This window comes from Micromonospora sp. TSRI0369 (assembly GCF_001905625.1).
Taxonomy (GTDB): Bacteria; Actinomycetota; Actinomycetes; order Mycobacteriales; family Micromonosporaceae; genus Micromonospora; species Micromonospora echinospora_A.
The window spans coordinates 220,441-236,593 of sequence record NZ_LIVU01000005.1 but is presented as its reverse complement, the minus strand read 5'-3'; the positions used below and the strand labels follow the sequence as shown (position 1 = coordinate 236,593).

Below are 16,153 nucleotides of genomic sequence, written 5' to 3'. Positions count from 1 at the left end.
CTTGGCGTGCCCTGAGCAGAACGGCTGGCTTCGAGACTGCCTCGGCGGGCAGGCTGCCGACATGGCGACGGGCTTCGGCGGTGAGGTGGCGACCTACTACGCACGGCATCGGCGGGGCTATCCGCCCGAGGTGCTCGACGCGCTGGCGGCAGCGTTCCGTCTCGGCGGCGACGACACGGTGGTCGACCTCGGCTGCGGTACCGGTCAGTTGAGCCTCCCGCTCGCCGACCGGGTCGGCGCGGTCATCGGCATGGACCCGGAGCCGGACATGCTGGCGATCGCCCGCCGTACCGCCCTCGACCAGGGCACCGCCAACGCCACGTGGGTGCTCGGCAGCGACAGCGATGTGCCCGCGTTGTCCCGGCTGTTCGGCGGGGGGACGGTCGGCGCGCTGACCGTCGCCGTCGCCGTTCACTTCATGGACAGGGACACCCTGTTCGAGGCGACCCGGCCGTTGTTGCGCCCAAGCGGTGGCATCGCCATCGTCACCAACGGCGAACCCCTGTGGACGCAGGACACCGAATGGTCGCTCGCGCTGCGCGGATGCCTGGAGCGGATGCTCGGCCACTCCGTCACGGGGAGATGCCAGACCGACGAGGACGGGCGTCGGCGCAACCGGGAGGCACTCGTGCGTGCCGGATATCGGTACGAGGAGACGTCGGTGCAGTACGACGCCCCGCTCACCGTCGACGACATGGTCGGCGGCGTCTTCTCCGCCATGTCCGCGGAACGGTTGCCGTCTTCGGGGGAACGCGCGGCATTCGCCGCCGACGTACGCGATGCCCTCGGCGGGGTGGACGTGGTGACCGAGCGCGTCACCGTCCGGCTCCAGTGCGGGATCCTCGGCTTATAGCCGATTCCCGACGGGATTCAGCTACGTCACCAAGCGGTAGTTGGGGATGCCCCTGGTGCGTGCCTCGATCGGCGCGGCAGTGGACAGGGCCGTCACTCCGGCAGGAACCGGTGCCCGCGAGACGTGGATGCCCTCCAGGCAGGTGTCGCACCAGAACGAGACGTAGCCGTACCCGGCGCCGGGCGGCGTGGTGAACACCATGCGCAGGGTCCGGTGACCGCAGTTCGGGCACTGGTGGTCGGACTCGGCCGGCAGCATGCGATAGACGACCTCGTAAGCGTCCAGCCACTCGTCGAATGAAGCCACCAGCACTCCTCCGAGTTGACCGGGTGGGTTCCCATCCCTCGTCCTCAAAGGCCTCGGTATTGCAGAACCGACGTGACGAGAGCGTCGAGCTCTGGTTGCAGTGGGGGCGTTCTCGATGAAGGCCAGCTAACTCGCGAAGAGCATCCGTTGCGGGAATTCCCCCCGGTCGCGCCAGGTCCTGACGATCTTGGCCGTGATCGCGCTCGCGGAGGCGTTGAAGTCGCCGTCCTCGACTCGCGCCTGCAAGGTCTCGGGGTCGATGACGAGGATGCGGTCGAACCGGTCCTCGAACCCGAACTCGTAACGCACCTCGTCCGCCGGGGCCTCGACCCGGCGGGCGGTGACCATCATGCCCATGTCGCTCATTCTCCAAGTCTTGAATAGTCCTCGTACGTTGGGCCTGGGATCGAGTCTTCCCAATTCGCGATCCGGTTCGCAGCGAGATGAGCTTCCCGGTAGTCCGCGTGCGGGTTGTCAAGGTAGTACCGCGACTCCGCCAACTCGTGCTCCAGGAGCTTTAAATCCTCCGGCAGCGGGTCACCGCGGCGCAGACGTAGCCACGCCTCGGCCATCGGCGCACTCGGGTCGTACCGTTGACGAACGATCCCACCGGCATAGTCGTCCATCGGATGTTCCTCGAAGAAGATGTGCCGGCGGATCTGCTCGACCTCCGCCGGTGAGAAGCCCCGGGATCCGTCGAGGCGAGGGGCGTCAGCGAGCTTGCGCGCGATGAGGCCGGCATCGTCGTGTCGGCGGATCGCCTCGTAGGCGTCCTTGGCCCAGTTCTCCTGACGATCGTAGTCGGACAGATTGCGAGGTCGAGTGGTGTGACCGCCGTGGATCCCGTCGAGCGGGGCGTGCGGACGTTCCGGGGTGGAACGGGTGAGTCGGCTCAGCGCCTCCTTCAGCTTTCCGATCAGGTCGCCGAGCCGCCGAATCTCCGGCATCAACCGCCGCAGACTCGCCAGCAACCCCCGCAACAACCGCCCGATCCGCGCCGCCCACGACGCCACTGTCGTCGTCACCTGCTCCACCACCAGCGGCGTCGCCAGCCCGGCCGTGGCGACCAGTTCGGCCGCGTACACGATCAGACGGGACACGCAGGCGGCGATGGCGTCGCGGACCAGCAGCCGCACGGCCGCGACCAGGCCGGCGGCGCCTTCGGTGATCGCGGCCATCGCCTCGGCGCCCTGCGCGAGCCCGGTGATGGCCTGCTGCTGTTCGCTCGCCCAGCGGCGGTAGCCGGTGGCGGCGGCGCCGGTCCAGCCGGCGACCTCGGTGCGTACGGCGTGGGCCAGGTCGGCGGCGTCCTCGCGCAGGGACGCGGCGACGTTGCGCCAGGTCTGCGCGTGCGCGGTGATCTCGGCGGGGTCGCCGGCGAGCCAGTCGAGGGCTTCGCTGAGTGGCTTGACGTGCTCGATGAGCCAGGCGATGCCGTACTGGAGAAGGACCCCGGCCGGGTCGGACACCAGCGCGAGCGCGTCGAGGCCGGCGCTGACCACGCCGAGGCTGCCGTCGATCCAGCTTCCGGTGCGTACGCCCTGGGCGATGAGTTCGATGTCCTCGCAGATCCACACGCCGGCCCAAGGACTCGGGCCGGAGTCCGCCGCGGCGGCGACCAGCGGGTTCGTGGTCACCGCCGCGGCCGTACCCGGTCGAGCAGGTCGGCGGCGTGCGCGTCGGAGGCGCGGTAGCGCTCGGCGCTCGACCGCAGCTTCCCGGCGGTGTCCCGGACCGACGCGGCGGCGGTGCCGATGCCGTCTGTGAGCGTCCGTTGGAGGCCGTCGAGCAGGACCGGCATGATCGCGCAGAGTTGGCCGTACGCGTCGGCGCTCAGCCGGACGTGCTGGCCTGCCTGCCGGGCGGTGTCGATGCTGTCGGCGCGGCGGCCGAGGTGGGCGGCGTGCGCGGTCAGGTCGTCCGGGTCGACCTGGAGGCCGTCACCGGCGGGCATCCGGCGTGCCCGGGTCGGGGCCAAGCCGCCGCTGGTGGGACTCGACGATCGCCCGCGCGGCCGGCTCCTCCGTGCCGAGGACGTCTGTGGTGGCCTCGGTGATCCGTCGCAGCAGGTCGGCGCGGGCGTCCCGGGTGACCGCAAGGATCTGCCGGGCGGTGTGTGCGGCGGAGTGCTGCCGGACGCGTTCGTCCAGCCGCAGGTCGGCGAGCAGCCCGGACGCGTCGACGGTGACCTCGACCAGCCCGTCGGCGCTGCGCGCGGTGCCGGTCAGCGTCTGTGTGCGGGCGGACAGGTCGCGGGCCCGTGCCGCCCGATCGGCCAGCGACGACTCCCACTCGTCGAGCCGGCGTGCCGCCGCGTCCAGCGCGGCCTCGTCCGCCCACATGATGACCCTCCCCAGGGGACTGCGGCAGCGCCACGCTATCAACCGATCGCGCTGCGTGTATGCCCCGACCGGGTCTGCGCAGCGGTTCAGCCCTGCAACCGCTGCGCCCAGTACACCTGCCCGTCCGGCCCCATGTGGACGAGCGCCAGCAGCAGGTCCGGCAACGTCACCGGCGCGGTGGCGATCGGGTACGCCCGCTCGTGTCTCTCCAGGTGGGGAAACAGGGCGACGAACGTCAGAGGTGAGGCGCCCGCGTCGTGAATCCCCAGCCGGCTGCCGACGCTGAGCCACTCGTCCTCGCTGACCTGGATGTCGCCCGCACCGCGCAACCAGGGGTAGCGGTCGGGGATTCGGTTCTCCACACCGGCACCGCCGATGCCACCAGCGCCACCCGCCGACGGCCGCGACGGCCAGGACCAGCACGGCCGCCGTGCAAGCCGCCCGCCGCCACGTCATGGCCCTCAGTGAACCATGTCGCCGCCGTCCCGGTGGGCCACCCGGATGATGGCCGCCACCGACCGGTCAACATCGGCCTCCGTCGTGGTCGCGTTCGACACCGAGATCCGCATCAGCCGCCGTCCCCGCCACGTCGTCCCGCCGACCCAGCACGTCCCGTCGGCCTGGACTGCGTCCACCACCCGGTCGGTGCGCGCGTCGTCGCCGAAGCCGACCAGCACCTGGTTGAGCACCACGTCGTTCACCACCTCGAACCCGGCTTCGGCGAGCCCGTCGGCGAACCGGCGCGCCAGCGCGCAGCACCGCTCGACCAGCGCGGCGACGCCGTCGCGGCCCAGCTCCCGCAGGGCCGCCCAGACCGCGAAACCACGGGCGCGGCGGGAGGACTCCGCGGTCAGGTCCGCGCCCGCGGGCACACCACCGGAACCCACGAGGTACGCGGCCGCGAGCGACATGGCCGCCGCGTGCGCGTCGGGCCGGGCGCAGAACGCGAATGCGCTGTCGTACGGCAGGTTCAGCCACTTGTGGCCGTCGCAGGCCCACGAGTCGGCGTTCTCCAGCCCGTCGACCAGGTGCCGGGTGGCGGGACTGGCGGCGGCCCACAGGCCGAACGCGCCGTCCACGTGCGCCCAGCCGCCGTACCGGTGGACCAGGTCGCAGGCCCGGCGCAGGTCGTCGCACGCGCCGGTGTTCACGTTGCCCGCCTGCAGGCACACGATGGTCGGGCCGGGACCGGCGTCGCGCAGCGCCGCCGCCAGCGCGTGCGGGTCGATCGCGCCCTGCGGGCCGGTGGGCACCGCGTGCAGCGCGTCGGTGCCGAGACCGAGCAGCCGCAGCGACCTGTCGATGGTGGCGTGCCGTTCGGCGCCGGTGTACACGCGGACCGCCGGCGCGCCAGCCAGGCCGCGCCGTTCCACGTCCCAGCCGGCGTCGGCGAGCACCTGGTGACGGGCGGCGGCGAGCCCTGCGGTGTTCGCCGCCTGCGCGCCGGTGACGAAGCCGACTGACGCGGTCGCCGGGATGCCCAGCAGGTCCTTCAGCCAGCCGCCGGCTGTCGTCTCGGCGGCCACGGCGGCGGGGGAGGTGACCGCGTTGAACGCGAGCTGGTCCCACCCGACGGCCAGCATGTCGGCGGCGGTGGCGGCGGGGGAGGCGCCGCCGACGACGAAGCCGAAGTAGCGAGGGCCGGCGGTGGCGACCAGGCCGGGTTCGGCGGCGGCCACCAGTTCGGCGAGGACCTGCTCGGGCGGGGTGGGCGCGTCCGGCAGCGGCCCGGCGAACGCCTTGGTGAGCGCGGCCTGGTCGAGGGGTACGCCGACCGGCCGGTCCGGCAGCGACAGCCGGTAGTCGGCCGCGTGGTCGGCGGCGCGCCGAAACAGGTGCCTCAGCTCGTCCATCGCCGCACCCTAGCCCCGGTCGCCGCTCCCTTCGAGGGCGGCGTCGAGCCGGTCCAGGTGTGCGGCCACCGGCCCCACGGTGAGCAGGCCGCTGCCCGCCCCGGCCACCTCGTGCGCCGCCGGGGCGAGCGCGCTGCGGGCCCGCAGCATCGTGTCCCGGTCGCCGAGGGACACAGCAGCCCGGCCGGTGAGGCACCACAGCGCCTCCTGCAGCAGGTCACGCGGCGGCGCCGGGACGCGGCGCAACGCCCTGGCGGCCTCGTCGCGGCGGTCGGCGGCGAGCAGCAGCAGCGGGCGGGCCCAGGGCGCGTACGGGCCCCAGTCGGTGTCGGCCGGGAAGTCGGCGGGCCGGTCGTGCCACACCCGCAGGCACAGCAGCGCCAGGGGCAGCAGCCCGCGTTCCACGCCGGGCATCCCGCAGCCGGCCAGCGCAATCGCCCACGACCGGTACGCGGCCTCCGCTTCCGGGTACGCGGCGCCGGTGGCGGCGGTCCGCATGGCCCGGTAGCCGCCGGTGAACACGCCCACCAGGGGGCTCTCGTGCCGGGCGGCGAGCCGGTCCGCCGCGTCGGCGTGCGTGTCGGCGGCGGTGAAGTCGGCGAGCGCGCCGCGCGCCTGCACCCGGATCAGGTGCCCGAGGATCTCCACTGTGGCCAGGCCGTGCCGGGCCGCGAGCGCCACCAGTTCCGCGCCGATCCCGTCCCGCTCGACGGCCAGCCCGGCGCGGTGGAACGTCTGCATGAACACGCCGTTGAGCGCCTGGGCCAGCAGCGCCGGGTCGGCCACCCGGCGGGCGATCGCCTCCGCCTCCCGCGCCGCCTGCGCCGGGCCCGGCGACGCCGTACCTCGGGACTCGATGGCGACGGTGGCCAGCAGCCGGGCGCGGGTTGCCTCCGGCGCGTCCGGACCCAGCCCGGCCAGCGCCCGCTGGGCCGCCGCGACGACCCGGGCCGCCTGCGCCGGGTCGTCGGAGCGGGTCCAGATCGCGGGTACGTCGTACCCGCCGATGACGCGCGCGGTGAACTCCGGGTCGCCCAGTTGCTCGGCGGCGGTGATTGCCGCTTCGCGCTGGTCCCGGGCCGCCTCCAGTCCGCCCGGCCCGGTCACCGCGAGGCTGCGCAGCATTCCGACTGTCGACTCCAGCCGGGCCCGCGCGCCGGGCACCACGCTGCGCTCGTACGCCGCCGCGGTGTCGGCCCACACCCGCGCCGCGCCGGTCGGTTCGGGTTCGGCCTGGCGCAGCAGGTCGGTCTCCAGCCGCCGCAGCCGCGGCCCGGGGTCCAGGCCGAGCTGGTCGCGCAGCAGCTCGCGGGCGCGGCGCAGCACGGCGAGCGCGTCGGCCTGCCGCCCGGCCCGGTAGAGCGCCGAGGCCAGCAGCGCCCACCCGTCCTCCCGCCACGGGTACGCGGCGACGTGGGCGTCGAGATCGGGTACGGCGTCCGCGGCCCGGTCCAGCGCCAGCAGCGCCTCGGCCCGCCGCTCGATGGCGGTGAGCCGGATCTGGTCCAGCCGGGACCGTTCGGCGTGCGCCCACGGCTGGTCGAAGTCGGCGTACGCGGGTCCGCGCCACCAGCCCAGCGCCTCGTCGAGCCGGTCGAGCGCGGCGCGGGGCAGCGCGTCGGCGACCTCGTTGACGGTGTCCTCGAACCGCCACGCGTCGACGGTGTCCGGGGCGGCACGCAGCGCGTACCCCGGTCCGTCGGTGACCAGCAGCCGGGCCGGCTCGCGTGGCGGTCGGCGCGGTTCCAGGCGGCGGCGCAGCGCCGCGACGAACGTGCGGACCGCGCTCACCGCGCCGGCCGGCGGGTCGTCCCACAGGTCGTCGACGATCTGCCCGACCGGCACCACCCGGCCCCGGGCCGCGACCAGCCGGGCCAGCACGGCCCGGTGCCGGGGCCCCTTCAGGTCGACCGGCTCACCCGCGTCGTCCCAGGCCGTGACCGGACCGAGCACACCGAAACCGACAGGCACCGACCCTCCTCGACAGGGGTCACCGTATCGCGCTCATCGGTTGCTCATCGGGCGCCGCCACGCTGGTCAGGTACGACGAGACGAAAGAGGGATCGAGATGAGCACCACCATCGCGGGATTCGACTACCAGCGCGTTCCGGTCGCCGAGGGTGTGACGCTGAACGTGGCGGTGGGCGGCTCCGGTAGCCCGCTCGTGCTGCTGCACGGCTTCCCGCAGACGCACCTGATGTGGCGGCACGTCGCCGCCGACCTCGCCGGCGAGCACACGGTGATCTGCCCGGACCTGCGCGGCTACGGCGCCAGCGACACGCCGGCCGCGCACACCGAGGACACGTACAGCAAGCGGACCATGGCCGCCGACGTGGTGGCGCTGGCCCGCGCGCTCGGACACGAGCGGTTCGCGCTCGCCGGGCACGACCGGGGCGCCCTGGTAGCGGTCCGGGCCGGCCTCGACCACCCGGACACGGTCACCCACCTGGCGTCGCTCGACGTGCTGCCCACCCTCGACATGTGGGACGTGCTGCACGGCGTGAACGCCTCGGTCGCGTTCCACCTCTACCTGATGGCCCAGCCGCCCGGCCTGCCCGAGAAGATGATCGCGGGCAGCGCCGACGCGTTCTTCGGGCACTTCCTCGACGCCTGGGCCGGTGACCCGGCGGCCATGCCCGCCGAGGTGCGCGCCGAGTACCTGCGGGCCTCCCGGGAGGCGGTCGACTCCATCGTCGCGGACTACCGGGCGTCGGCCGGGATCGACGTGACGCACGACCGCGCCGACCGGGACGCCGGGCGGCGGCTGACCATGCCGGTCACCGTCATCCAGCAGGACTGGGGCGCCGCGCTCGGCTACGACGCGGCGGCGGTGTGGCGGGCCTGGGCGCCGGACCTGGAGCACCGCACCACCACGGCTGGGCACTTCATGGCAGAGGAGGCTCCGGGCGAGATCAGCGAGGCGCTGCGCGCGCTGCTCAAGCGGTAGGTACGGCGGTCCGGGCGCGCGTGGCGCCCGGACCGGCCGCCCCCGTACGCTCAGCCGGCCCGTCTCCGGACGTGCCACAGGCCGAGCGCCGCCAGCAGATTGGCCACGCCGAGGTGCAGCGCCAGCTCGATCCACTGGAACGTCCAGAACCGGTGGTTCGGCTGGTAGGCCAGGTCCACGTGCAGGTCGAGCTTGCCGAGGCAGACCGCGGTGTCGCCGAACGTGCCGGTGGCGCCGGTACGCGGCGGGTCACGGAAGCAGGCGCCGAACGCGGCGTCGGAGAGCCGCCGTCCGTCGGCGGTACGCAGCGGGCTGATGTCGGTGACCCAGGCGCCCGGCACGTCCAGCCCGCCGACGACCGGCGAGCCGGTGATGCTGCCCAGGTTGCGGGCCCGGTTGACCGCCTCCGCGGTCATCGGCACGGTGACCCGCTCCGGCGGCAGGTAGTGCGGGCGCAGCAGGTTGGGCACCGCGAGCTGCGCCAGCACCACGGCCAGGAACACCACTGCCATGGCCGGGAGGGTGCGGCGCAGCAGCAGCCCGGCGACGACGCCGAGGACGAGGGCGAACACGGCGTACCCGACCGGCGCGACGCCGCGCGCGCCGAACAGCACGGTGCTGAACCGGTCGCCCGCGACCCGGTCGACGGGCGCGGCCGCCCAGGTCAGCAGCGCGCCGAGCAGCCCGGAGACGAGCGCGGCGGCGGCCGACAGCACCGCCAGCTTGACCGCCAGCCAGCGGCGGCGCGGCACGCTCTGGTTCCACACCAGCCGGTGCGTGCCCTGCTCCAGTTCCCGTGCGACCAGCGGCGCGCCCCAGAACGCGCCGATCAGCGCGGGCACCAGCGCGAACCCGCCGGCGAGGAAGAGCCTCGTCTGCGCGTACCGGTCGGGCAGCCGGGCCGGGTCGGGCACGGCCCGGATGTCCGTGCCGAGGCGCAGCAGGTAGGCGCCGGCCAGCGCCAGCAGGACGGCGCCGGCGAGCGCCGGCAGGCGGAACTGCCGCAGCGTCATCCGGATCATCTGGTCACCGCCGGGTGGGCGGCGGCCCGGGACAGGTACGCCAGGACCAGCTCCTCCAGCGTGACCGGCGCGCCGTCGCGTACCGCCGTGCCCCGGACCACGACGCGGCCGGGCTCGGCCCAGACCACCTCGGTCCCGGCGGGCGCGGCGGCGGCCCGGTGGTGGGTGGCGAGCAGGTCGGTGACCGGTCCGGCCACCTGGACCCGGGCGGCGCAGAGCACGACCAGGTGGTCGCAGACCTGCGTTACGTCGCCGAGCAGGTGCGAGGAGAGCACCGCGCCGGCGCCGAGTTCCCGCACGAAGCCGGCCAGGCCGTGCATGAACTCGCGGCGGGCCAGCGGGTCCAGCGCGGCGGCCGGCTCGTCGAGGATCAGCAGGTCGGGGCGCTTCGCGGCGGCCAGCGCGAGGGCCAGTTGGGCGCGCTGGCCGCCGGAGAGCCGGCCCGCCTTCTGCGCCGGATCGAGGCCGACCTCGTCGATCCGCCGCCGGGCCAGCGCCGCGTCCCAGGACGGGTTCAGCCACGCGCCCATCCGCAGGTGCTCGGCGACGGTGAGGGAGGCGTAGACCGGTGTGTCCTGGGCGACGAATCCGACCCGGGCCAGGTGCGCGGCGTCGGCTGCAGGTGGTGCGCCGAGCACCGTCAACGTGCCGGAGGTGGGCGCGATCAGCCCGCAGGCCAGTTGCAGCAGCGTGGACTTTCCGGCGCCGTTGGGCCCGACCAGGCCGACCACGTGCCCGCGCGGAACGCTCAGGTCGCAGTCGGCAAGTGCGGTGCGGCGGCCGTACCGTTTGGTCAGCCGCTCGGCGTGCAGGGCGAGTGGTGGATGCATGCGGCTCATCCTGGGCACGCCGGGACCGGCGGGCATCGGTCCGGAGCACGGTCCGGCGCGCGGCCGGGCCCTACTTTCGGCCGGTTCGCGCCGGCCCGCGATCTCCTAGCGTGCTGGACATGGCTACCGAACGGCTCACCCGGGTGGCGGCGACGGCGGGGCTCGCCGTGGTGCTGCTCGCCGCGATCGGCGTACAGGCGGTCGCGATCGCCGCGAGCTGGGGCCTGCGGTACTGGCTCGCAGGCGGCGTGGCCGCCGTCGCGGTCGGCACGCTGGCTCTGGTACGTCACAGGCAGCGCGTCGTCACAGCCACTGCCGGTCTCGCCGTCGCGGCGTCGGCCGTCGCCGCCGCCCGGCTGTTCGACCTGCCCACCGAGCCGGGGCCCGCGCTGGCGCTGGCGTCGGCCGTCCTGGTCGGATCGGCGGTACGCGCGTTGCCGCCGCTGCCCGCCGGGCTGATCGCCGCCGGTGGTCTCGTGGTCGCGGCCGGGGCGTGGGCGGCGGCCCGGCCGGGCGCGGGCGGGTCCGGGGTGGTGGCGCTCAACGGCCTGTGCTGGCTCGCCGGGGTCGCCACCGGGCTCACGCTGCGGCTGCTCGACGAGCGGGCCCGGGCTGCCGCCGAGCGGGTACGCCGCGACGAGCGGCTGGAGCTGGCCCGGGAGCTGCACGACGTGGTGGCCCACCACGTCACCGGCATCGTGGTGCAGGCGCAGGCCGCCCGCCTGGTCGGACGGCGGGATCCGGCGCGCGTCACGGAGTCGCTGGCCGGGATCGAGGCGGCCGGCGGTGAGGCGCTGCGGGCCATGCGCCGCGTGGTGGGGGTGCTGCGCGACACCGCTGACGCGCCGCCGGCCTCGGCCGGTACCGAGCAGATCGAGGAGCTGGTCGAACGGTTCCGCCGGCAGGGCCCGCCAGTGCGGCTGCGCCTACCGGGAGAGACGACCTGGCCGCCGGAGGTCACCAGCACTGTCCACCGGATCGTCCGGGAGGCGCTGACGAACGTGGCCCGCCACGCGCCGCACGCCGCCCAGGTCACTGTGGACGTGGCGCAGGAGCCGGACGCGGTGGTGGTCGAGGTGACCGACGACGCGCCCGGCGGGCCCGGCGAGCACCGGGGCGGATACGGCCTGATCGGCCTGCGTGAGCGCGTCGAGGCCCTCGGCGGCACGCTGCGCGCCGGTCCCCGCCCCGACGGCGCCGGGTGGTCGGTGCGGGCTGCCCTGCCGCACGGGAGGCCGTGATGACGATCCGGGTGCTCATCGCCGACGACCAGGCGATGGTCCGCGGCGGGCTGCGGCTCATCCTGGAGGACCAGCCCGACATCACAGTGGTCGCCGAGGCGTCCGACGGCGTCGACGCGGTCGCCCAGGCCCGCCGGCTGCGCCCCGACGTCTGCCTGGTGGACATCCGGATGCCGCGGCTCGACGGCCTCCAGGTGACCCGGGCGCTCGCCGGGCCCGAGGTGGCCGACCCGCTGCGCGTCGTCGTGGTCACCACGTTTGACCTGGACGAGTACGTCTACGGCGCGCTGCGCGGGGGAGCGGCCGGGTTCCTGCTCAAGGACGCCGGCCCGGCGCTGCTGGTGGAGGCGGTCCGGGCGGCGTACCAGGGCGACGCGCTCGTGTCCCCGTCGGTGACGGTACGGCTGCTGCGTCACCTGAGCCCGCCCGCCCCGCCCCGCGACGAGCGCCGCCCGGCGCTGTCCGAGCGGGAGATCGAGGTGGTACGCGAGATCGCCCAGGGCCGCACCAACCTGGAGATCGGCGCGGAGCTGTTCATCTCGCTGAGCACCGTCAAGAGCCACGTCTCGGCTATCCAGACCAAGCTCGGCCTCCGCAACCGCACCGAGATCGCGGTCTGGGCGTGGGAGCACCGCGTGGTCGGCTGAACCGTTGGCGGACGGCCTACCGTACGTTGTACGTTAGTGGCCGTCGTCAACGGAGGGGGACAGACGTGGAACACGCGATCCTCGCGGAGGGCCTGCGCAAGCGGTACGGGGACAGCGTCGCGCTGGACGGATTCGACCTGCGCGTGCCACCGGGCACCGTGTGCGGGCTGCTCGGCCCGAACGGCGCCGGCAAGACCACAGCCGTACGCATCCTGGCCACGCTGCTGCGCTTCGACGCCGGGCGGGCCGAGGTCGCCGGCTTCGACGTGGCCGGGCAGCCCGACCGGGTGCGCCACCGCATCGGCCTGGTCGGTCAGCACCCGGCGGTGGACGAGGCACTGAGCGGCCGGGAGAACCTGGTCATGTTCGGCCGCCTGTTCCACCTAAACCGGGCCACCGCGAGACGGCGAGCGACCGAACTGCTCGACCGGTTCGGGCTCGCCGACGCCGCCGATCGGCCGGTACGCACGTACTCCGGTGGCATGCGCCGCCGCCTCGACCTGGCCGCCGGCATGATCCTCGCGCCGTCGGTGCTGTTCCTCGACGAGCCGACCACCGCGCTCGACCCGCGCGGTCGCAACGAGGTGTGGGAGGCGGTGCGGGACCTGGTACGCGGCGGCACCACCGTGCTGCTGACCACGCAGTACCTGGACGAGGCCGACCAGCTCGCCGACCGGGTCTGCGTGCTCGACGCCGGGCGGGTGATCGCCGAGGGCGCCCCCGACGCGCTCAAATCCCGCCTGGGCGGCGACCGGATCGAACTGGTCGTCCGCGACACCGCCGACCTCGGCACCGCCGCGAGTCGGCTGCGCGCGGTGGCCCGCTCCGAACCGGCGGTCGATCCGGACCGGCGGGCGGTCAGCGCCCAGGTCGGCGACCGGGCCGGCGCGCTGACCGAGGTGCTGCGCGCGCTGGACGCCGACGGCGTGAGCGTGGCCGACGTGGCGCTGCGCCGACCCACCCTGGACGAGGTGTTCCTCCAGCTCACCGCCACGTCCTCAGCCGCCCGGACCGGCGTGGAGGTGACCGCGTGACCGCGACCGTGAACCCGGCCCGGCGCGCGTCGCTGGCCGGTGACGGCCTGACACTCACCGGACGTGCGCTCGCGCACTGGCGGCGCGATCCCGGCCCGCTTTTCGGCTCGCTGGGCTTCGACATCCTGATGGTGCTGATGTTCGCGTACCTGTTCGGTGGCGCGCTCCAGGTGCCGGGCGGCGGTAGCTACCGCGAGTTCCTGATGCCCGGCATGTTCGCCATGACCATGGTCTTCGGTATCAGCATGACCACCATGGCGGTGTCGGCGGACCTGGAACGCGGCGTCACCGACCGGCTGCGGTCCATGCCGGTGTCCCGGCTGGCCCCGCTGCTCGGCCGCGCTGTCGCCGACCTCATGTTCGCGGTGGTGACGCTCACCGTCATGCTGCTCGTCGGCTTGGCCGTCGGGTGGCGGGCGCGCGGCGACCTCGGTGACACGCTCACCGCGTTCGGGCTGATCCTGCTGCTGCGGATCGCGCTGGTCTGGGTGGGCGTCTTCCTCGGCCTGACCGTCAAGGGGCAGAGCGCGGTGACCGCAGTGCAGACGCTGGAGTTCCCGCTCGGTTTCCTGTCCAGCGCGTTCGTGGCGCCGTCCACGATGCCCGCGTGGCTGGGCGCGGTCGCCGAGTGGAACCCGCTGTCCGCCACGGTCGGGGCCACCCGGGAGCTGTTCGGCAACCCCGGCTGGGGCGGCGACTCGTGGGTGGCCGCGCACCATCCGCTGCTGGCGGTGCTCTGGCCGCTCGTGCTGGTCGCCGTGTTCCTGCCGCTGTCGCTGCGCCGCTACCGCGCGCTGAGCCGCTGAGCCGGACCCCGGGGGCGGACGTGCGCCGCCCCCGGGGGCACGGTCACGGCCCGGTGAGGACGACCAGCTCGCCGGTGGCCCGGGTCATCGCGACGTACCGGTCCACCGCGCCGGAGATCCCGTCACCGAAGGACTCCGGTTCGACCAGCACCACCAGGTCGAACTCCAGCCCCTTGGCGAGCTCCGGGGTCAGCGACCGGACCCGGTCCGAGGCCGGGAACGCCGGGTCGCCGATGACGCACGCGACGCCCTCACTGTGGGCGGCGAGCCACCCGTCCACCACCGCGCGCAGCTCGGCGCGGTCGCCGTACCGCACGGGGGCGCCGTCGCGGATGGACGTGGGCACGTTGGCGTCCGGGAGGACGGCCCGGATCACCGGCTCGGCCGCCGCCATCACCTGCGCCGGGGTGCGGTAGTTGACTGTCAGCGTCGCCACCTCGACCCGGTCGAACCCGGCCCGCGTCAGCCGCTGCGGCCACGACTCGGTGAACCCGTGCCGCGCCTGCGCCCGGTCACCGACCACAGTGAAGCTGCGCGACGGGCAGCGCGCCAGCAGCATCTGCCACTGCGCGTCGGTCAGCTCCTGCGCCTCGTCCACCACGACGTGCGCGAACGGCCCGGCCAGCAGGTCCGGATCGGCCACGCTCAGCACGCTGGAGTCGACCAGGCTGGTACGCATGTCCTCGCCGTACAGCATGGTCATCAGGCCCTCGCCGTCGTCGTAGGCGTGCGACGCGATAAGCGCGTCGACCACCGTGTCCATCTCGACGCGCTGCGCGGCCAGCACCGCCTCGTCGCGGCGCCGCCGCAGCGACGCCTCCGGGTCACCGACCCGCCGCCGGGCCGCGTCCAGCCACGGCAGGTCCGCCACCGTCCACGCCCGGGCATCGGCACGCCGCAGCGTACGGATCTCCTCGACGCTCAGCCAGGGTGCGCACCGGCGCAGGTAGGCCGGCACCGCCCACAGGTCGGCCACCACGTCGAGCGGGTCGAGCAGCGGCCACGCCCGGCCGAACGCGGTGACCAGTTCCCGGTCGCGCCCCAGCTCCCGGCGGACCGCCTCCTCCGGCTCGTCGCCCCGGTACTTTTCCACGAGGATCGTGAGCAGTTCCTCCCACACGTCGTCGCGGGCCTCGTTGTGCGGGACGCCCGGCCCGGCCGCCTCGAACGCCGTCGCCCAGTCGTCGGCTGTGAGCCGCAGCTCGGCGTCCCCGACACCGACCGTCATCCCGGCCGCGGGCGGCTCCTCGTAGAACCGGACCGCGGCGTCGACAGCCCGCACGACGTCCGCCGATGCCTTCAACCGGGCCACCTCCGGGTCGGTCTCCGGCGCCGCCGCCGCGCCCTCCGGCACCAGGTCGGCCAGCGTGCAGATCTGCACGTCCTCCTCGCCCAGGCTGGGCAGCACGTCGGAGACGTAGTTCAGGTACGGCTGGTGCGGCCCGACCACCAGCACCCCGCCCCGGCGCTCGCCCAGGCGCGGGTCGGCGTGCAGCAGGTACGCGGTGCGGTGCAGCGCCACCACCGTCTTGCCGGTGCCCGGCCCGCCGTCGACAACGAGCGCGCCCCGGGAACCAGCACGGATGATCGCGTCCTGGTCGGCCTGGATGGTGCCCAGCACGTCACGCATGCGCGCCGACCGGGTCGCGCCCAGGCTGGCGATGAACGCCGACTGGTCGTCCAGCGCGGCGTGCCCGGCCAGCCCGTCGGCGGTGAACACTTCGTCCCAGTAGTCGGTGATCCGGCCCGCGGTCCACCGGTACCGGCGGCGGCTGATCAGGCCCATCGGGTCGGCGTGGGTCGCGCCGAAGAACGGCTCGGCGGCGGGGGAGCGCCAGTCCAGCAGGAGCCGGCCGCCCGCGCCGTCGGTCAGGCCGAGCCGGCCCACGTACACCGGGGCCGCGCCGTCCGCGCCGACCATCCGGCCCAGGCACAGGTCCAGGCCGTAACGGCGCAGCGTACGCAGGCGCGCGCTCAACCGCCGGACCTCCTGGTCCCGGTCGACCGCCTGCCGGCCCCGGCCACCCGCGGCCCGGCGCGTCGCGTCGAGCCGGTCGGTCAACTCGGCGATCGAGCGGCGCAGGCTGTCCGCGATGGCGGCGAAGTGCCGCTCGTCGGCGGCGATCAGGTCCGGGTCGGCCTTCGCCGACAGACGCTCGGGAAGATCGAAAACGCTGGTGGCGGGCAGATTCAACTCGTCTCCGATCACGGGCACGGCCGAGCCTCCGCTCTTCGCGGCTTTTCGAATGCCTCGGCAATGGGTTACGGCCGG

Annotated in this window: 17 protein-coding genes; 6 read left to right on the top strand and 11 right to left on the bottom strand. The window is 74.4% G+C overall.

Annotated elements, in window-relative coordinates; genetic code table 11:
- Positions 1 to 61 precede the first annotated feature (61 nt).
- The gene (locus tag AMK25_RS18345) at positions 62 to 853 is read left to right on the top strand and encodes a class I SAM-dependent methyltransferase (protein ID WP_073829575.1); all 792 of its coding nucleotides are present in this window, start codon (positions 62 to 64) and stop codon (positions 851 to 853) included.
- Between the two features lie 21 nt (positions 854 to 874).
- Here AMK25_RS18345 and AMK25_RS18340 read toward each other — a convergent pair whose 3' ends face one another.
- From AMK25_RS18340 to AMK25_RS18305, 8 genes are all read right to left on the bottom strand, one after another.
- Entirely contained in the window at positions 875 to 1,159 is a 285-nt protein-coding gene (locus AMK25_RS18340; protein ID WP_073830006.1) for a hypothetical protein, read from the bottom strand.
- 126 nt (positions 1,160 to 1,285) lie between these two features.
- The gene (locus AMK25_RS18335; protein WP_073829574.1) at positions 1,286 to 1,525 is read right to left on the bottom strand and encodes a hypothetical protein; all 240 of its coding nucleotides are present in this window, start codon (positions 1,523 to 1,525) and stop codon (positions 1,286 to 1,288) included.
- Positions 1,522 to 2,796: a WXG100 family type VII secretion target gene (locus AMK25_RS18330; protein ID WP_073829573.1), complete on the bottom strand. Its 1,275-nt coding sequence runs from the start codon at positions 2,794 to 2,796 to the stop codon at positions 1,522 to 1,524. The genes AMK25_RS18335 and AMK25_RS18330 overlap by 4 nt, the downstream gene beginning before the upstream one ends.
- Positions 2,793 to 3,113: a type VII secretion target gene (locus AMK25_RS18325; protein WP_073829572.1), complete on the bottom strand. Its 321-nt coding sequence runs from the start codon at positions 3,111 to 3,113 to the stop codon at positions 2,793 to 2,795. The genes AMK25_RS18330 and AMK25_RS18325 overlap by 4 nt, the downstream gene beginning before the upstream one ends.
- Positions 3,100 to 3,501, bottom strand: coding sequence for a YbaB/EbfC family nucleoid-associated protein (locus AMK25_RS18320; RefSeq protein WP_073829571.1), 402 nt, complete (start codon positions 3,499 to 3,501; stop codon positions 3,100 to 3,102). The genes AMK25_RS18325 and AMK25_RS18320 overlap by 14 nt, the downstream gene beginning before the upstream one ends.
- An 86-nt stretch (positions 3,502 to 3,587) precedes the next feature.
- A complete protein-coding gene (locus AMK25_RS18315) occupies positions 3,588 to 3,863 on the bottom strand; it encodes a hypothetical protein (RefSeq protein ID WP_241826405.1) in 276 nt (91 codons plus the stop codon).
- A gap of 99 nt (positions 3,864 to 3,962) precedes the next feature.
- Positions 3,963 to 5,354, bottom strand: a complete 1,392-nt coding sequence (locus AMK25_RS18310) for a pyridoxal phosphate-dependent decarboxylase family protein (protein WP_073829570.1) — start codon at positions 5,352 to 5,354, stop codon at positions 3,963 to 3,965.
- Positions 5,355 to 5,363: 9 nt separating this feature from the next.
- Positions 5,364 to 7,325: an AfsR/SARP family transcriptional regulator gene (locus tag AMK25_RS18305; protein WP_073829569.1), complete on the bottom strand. Its 1,962-nt coding sequence runs from the start codon at positions 7,323 to 7,325 to the stop codon at positions 5,364 to 5,366.
- Between the two features lie 97 nt (positions 7,326 to 7,422).
- Between AMK25_RS18305 and AMK25_RS18300 the strand changes: the two genes are divergently transcribed.
- On the top strand, positions 7,423 to 8,301 hold the full coding sequence (locus AMK25_RS18300) for an alpha/beta fold hydrolase (protein WP_073829568.1): 879 nt from the start codon (positions 7,423 to 7,425) through the stop codon (positions 8,299 to 8,301).
- A gap of 50 nt (positions 8,302 to 8,351) precedes the next feature.
- Here AMK25_RS18300 and AMK25_RS18295 read toward each other — a convergent pair whose 3' ends face one another.
- Positions 8,352 to 9,314, bottom strand: coding sequence for an ABC transporter permease subunit (locus AMK25_RS18295; RefSeq protein WP_241826404.1), 963 nt, complete (start codon positions 9,312 to 9,314; stop codon positions 8,352 to 8,354).
- Positions 9,315 to 9,319: 5 nt separating this feature from the next.
- Positions 9,320 to 10,153, bottom strand: coding sequence for an ABC transporter ATP-binding protein (locus AMK25_RS18290; RefSeq protein ID WP_073829566.1), 834 nt, complete (start codon positions 10,151 to 10,153; stop codon positions 9,320 to 9,322).
- 119 nt (positions 10,154 to 10,272) lie between these two features.
- On the opposite strand from AMK25_RS18290, the gene AMK25_RS18285 reads away from it, so the two are divergent.
- From AMK25_RS18285 to AMK25_RS18270, 4 genes are all read left to right on the top strand, one after another.
- The gene (locus AMK25_RS18285) at positions 10,273 to 11,394 is read left to right on the top strand and encodes a sensor histidine kinase (protein WP_073830005.1); all 1,122 of its coding nucleotides are present in this window, start codon (positions 10,273 to 10,275) and stop codon (positions 11,392 to 11,394) included.
- Positions 11,394 to 12,041 (top strand): response regulator, encoded by a 648-nt coding sequence (locus AMK25_RS18280; protein WP_073830004.1) that lies wholly within the window; start codon positions 11,394 to 11,396, stop codon positions 12,039 to 12,041. Before AMK25_RS18285 ends, AMK25_RS18280 begins: the two co-directional genes overlap by 1 nt.
- 65 nt (positions 12,042 to 12,106) lie before the next feature.
- Positions 12,107 to 13,075 carry an ATP-binding cassette domain-containing protein gene (locus tag AMK25_RS18275; protein WP_073829565.1) on the top strand — a complete coding sequence of 323 codons (969 nt, stop codon included), beginning with the start codon at positions 12,107 to 12,109 and terminating at the stop codon, positions 13,073 to 13,075.
- Complete coding sequence (locus AMK25_RS18270; RefSeq protein ID WP_073829564.1) at positions 13,072 to 13,881, top strand: ABC transporter permease; 810 nt, start codon at positions 13,072 to 13,074, stop codon at positions 13,879 to 13,881. The genes AMK25_RS18275 and AMK25_RS18270 overlap by 4 nt, the downstream gene beginning before the upstream one ends.
- A 43-nt stretch (positions 13,882 to 13,924) precedes the next feature.
- Here AMK25_RS18270 and helR read toward each other — a convergent pair whose 3' ends face one another.
- Complete coding sequence (helR, locus tag AMK25_RS18265) at positions 13,925 to 16,096, bottom strand: RNA polymerase recycling motor ATPase HelR (RefSeq protein WP_083664757.1); 2,172 nt, start codon at positions 16,094 to 16,096, stop codon at positions 13,925 to 13,927.
- Between the last annotated feature and the right edge of the window lie 57 nt (positions 16,097 to 16,153).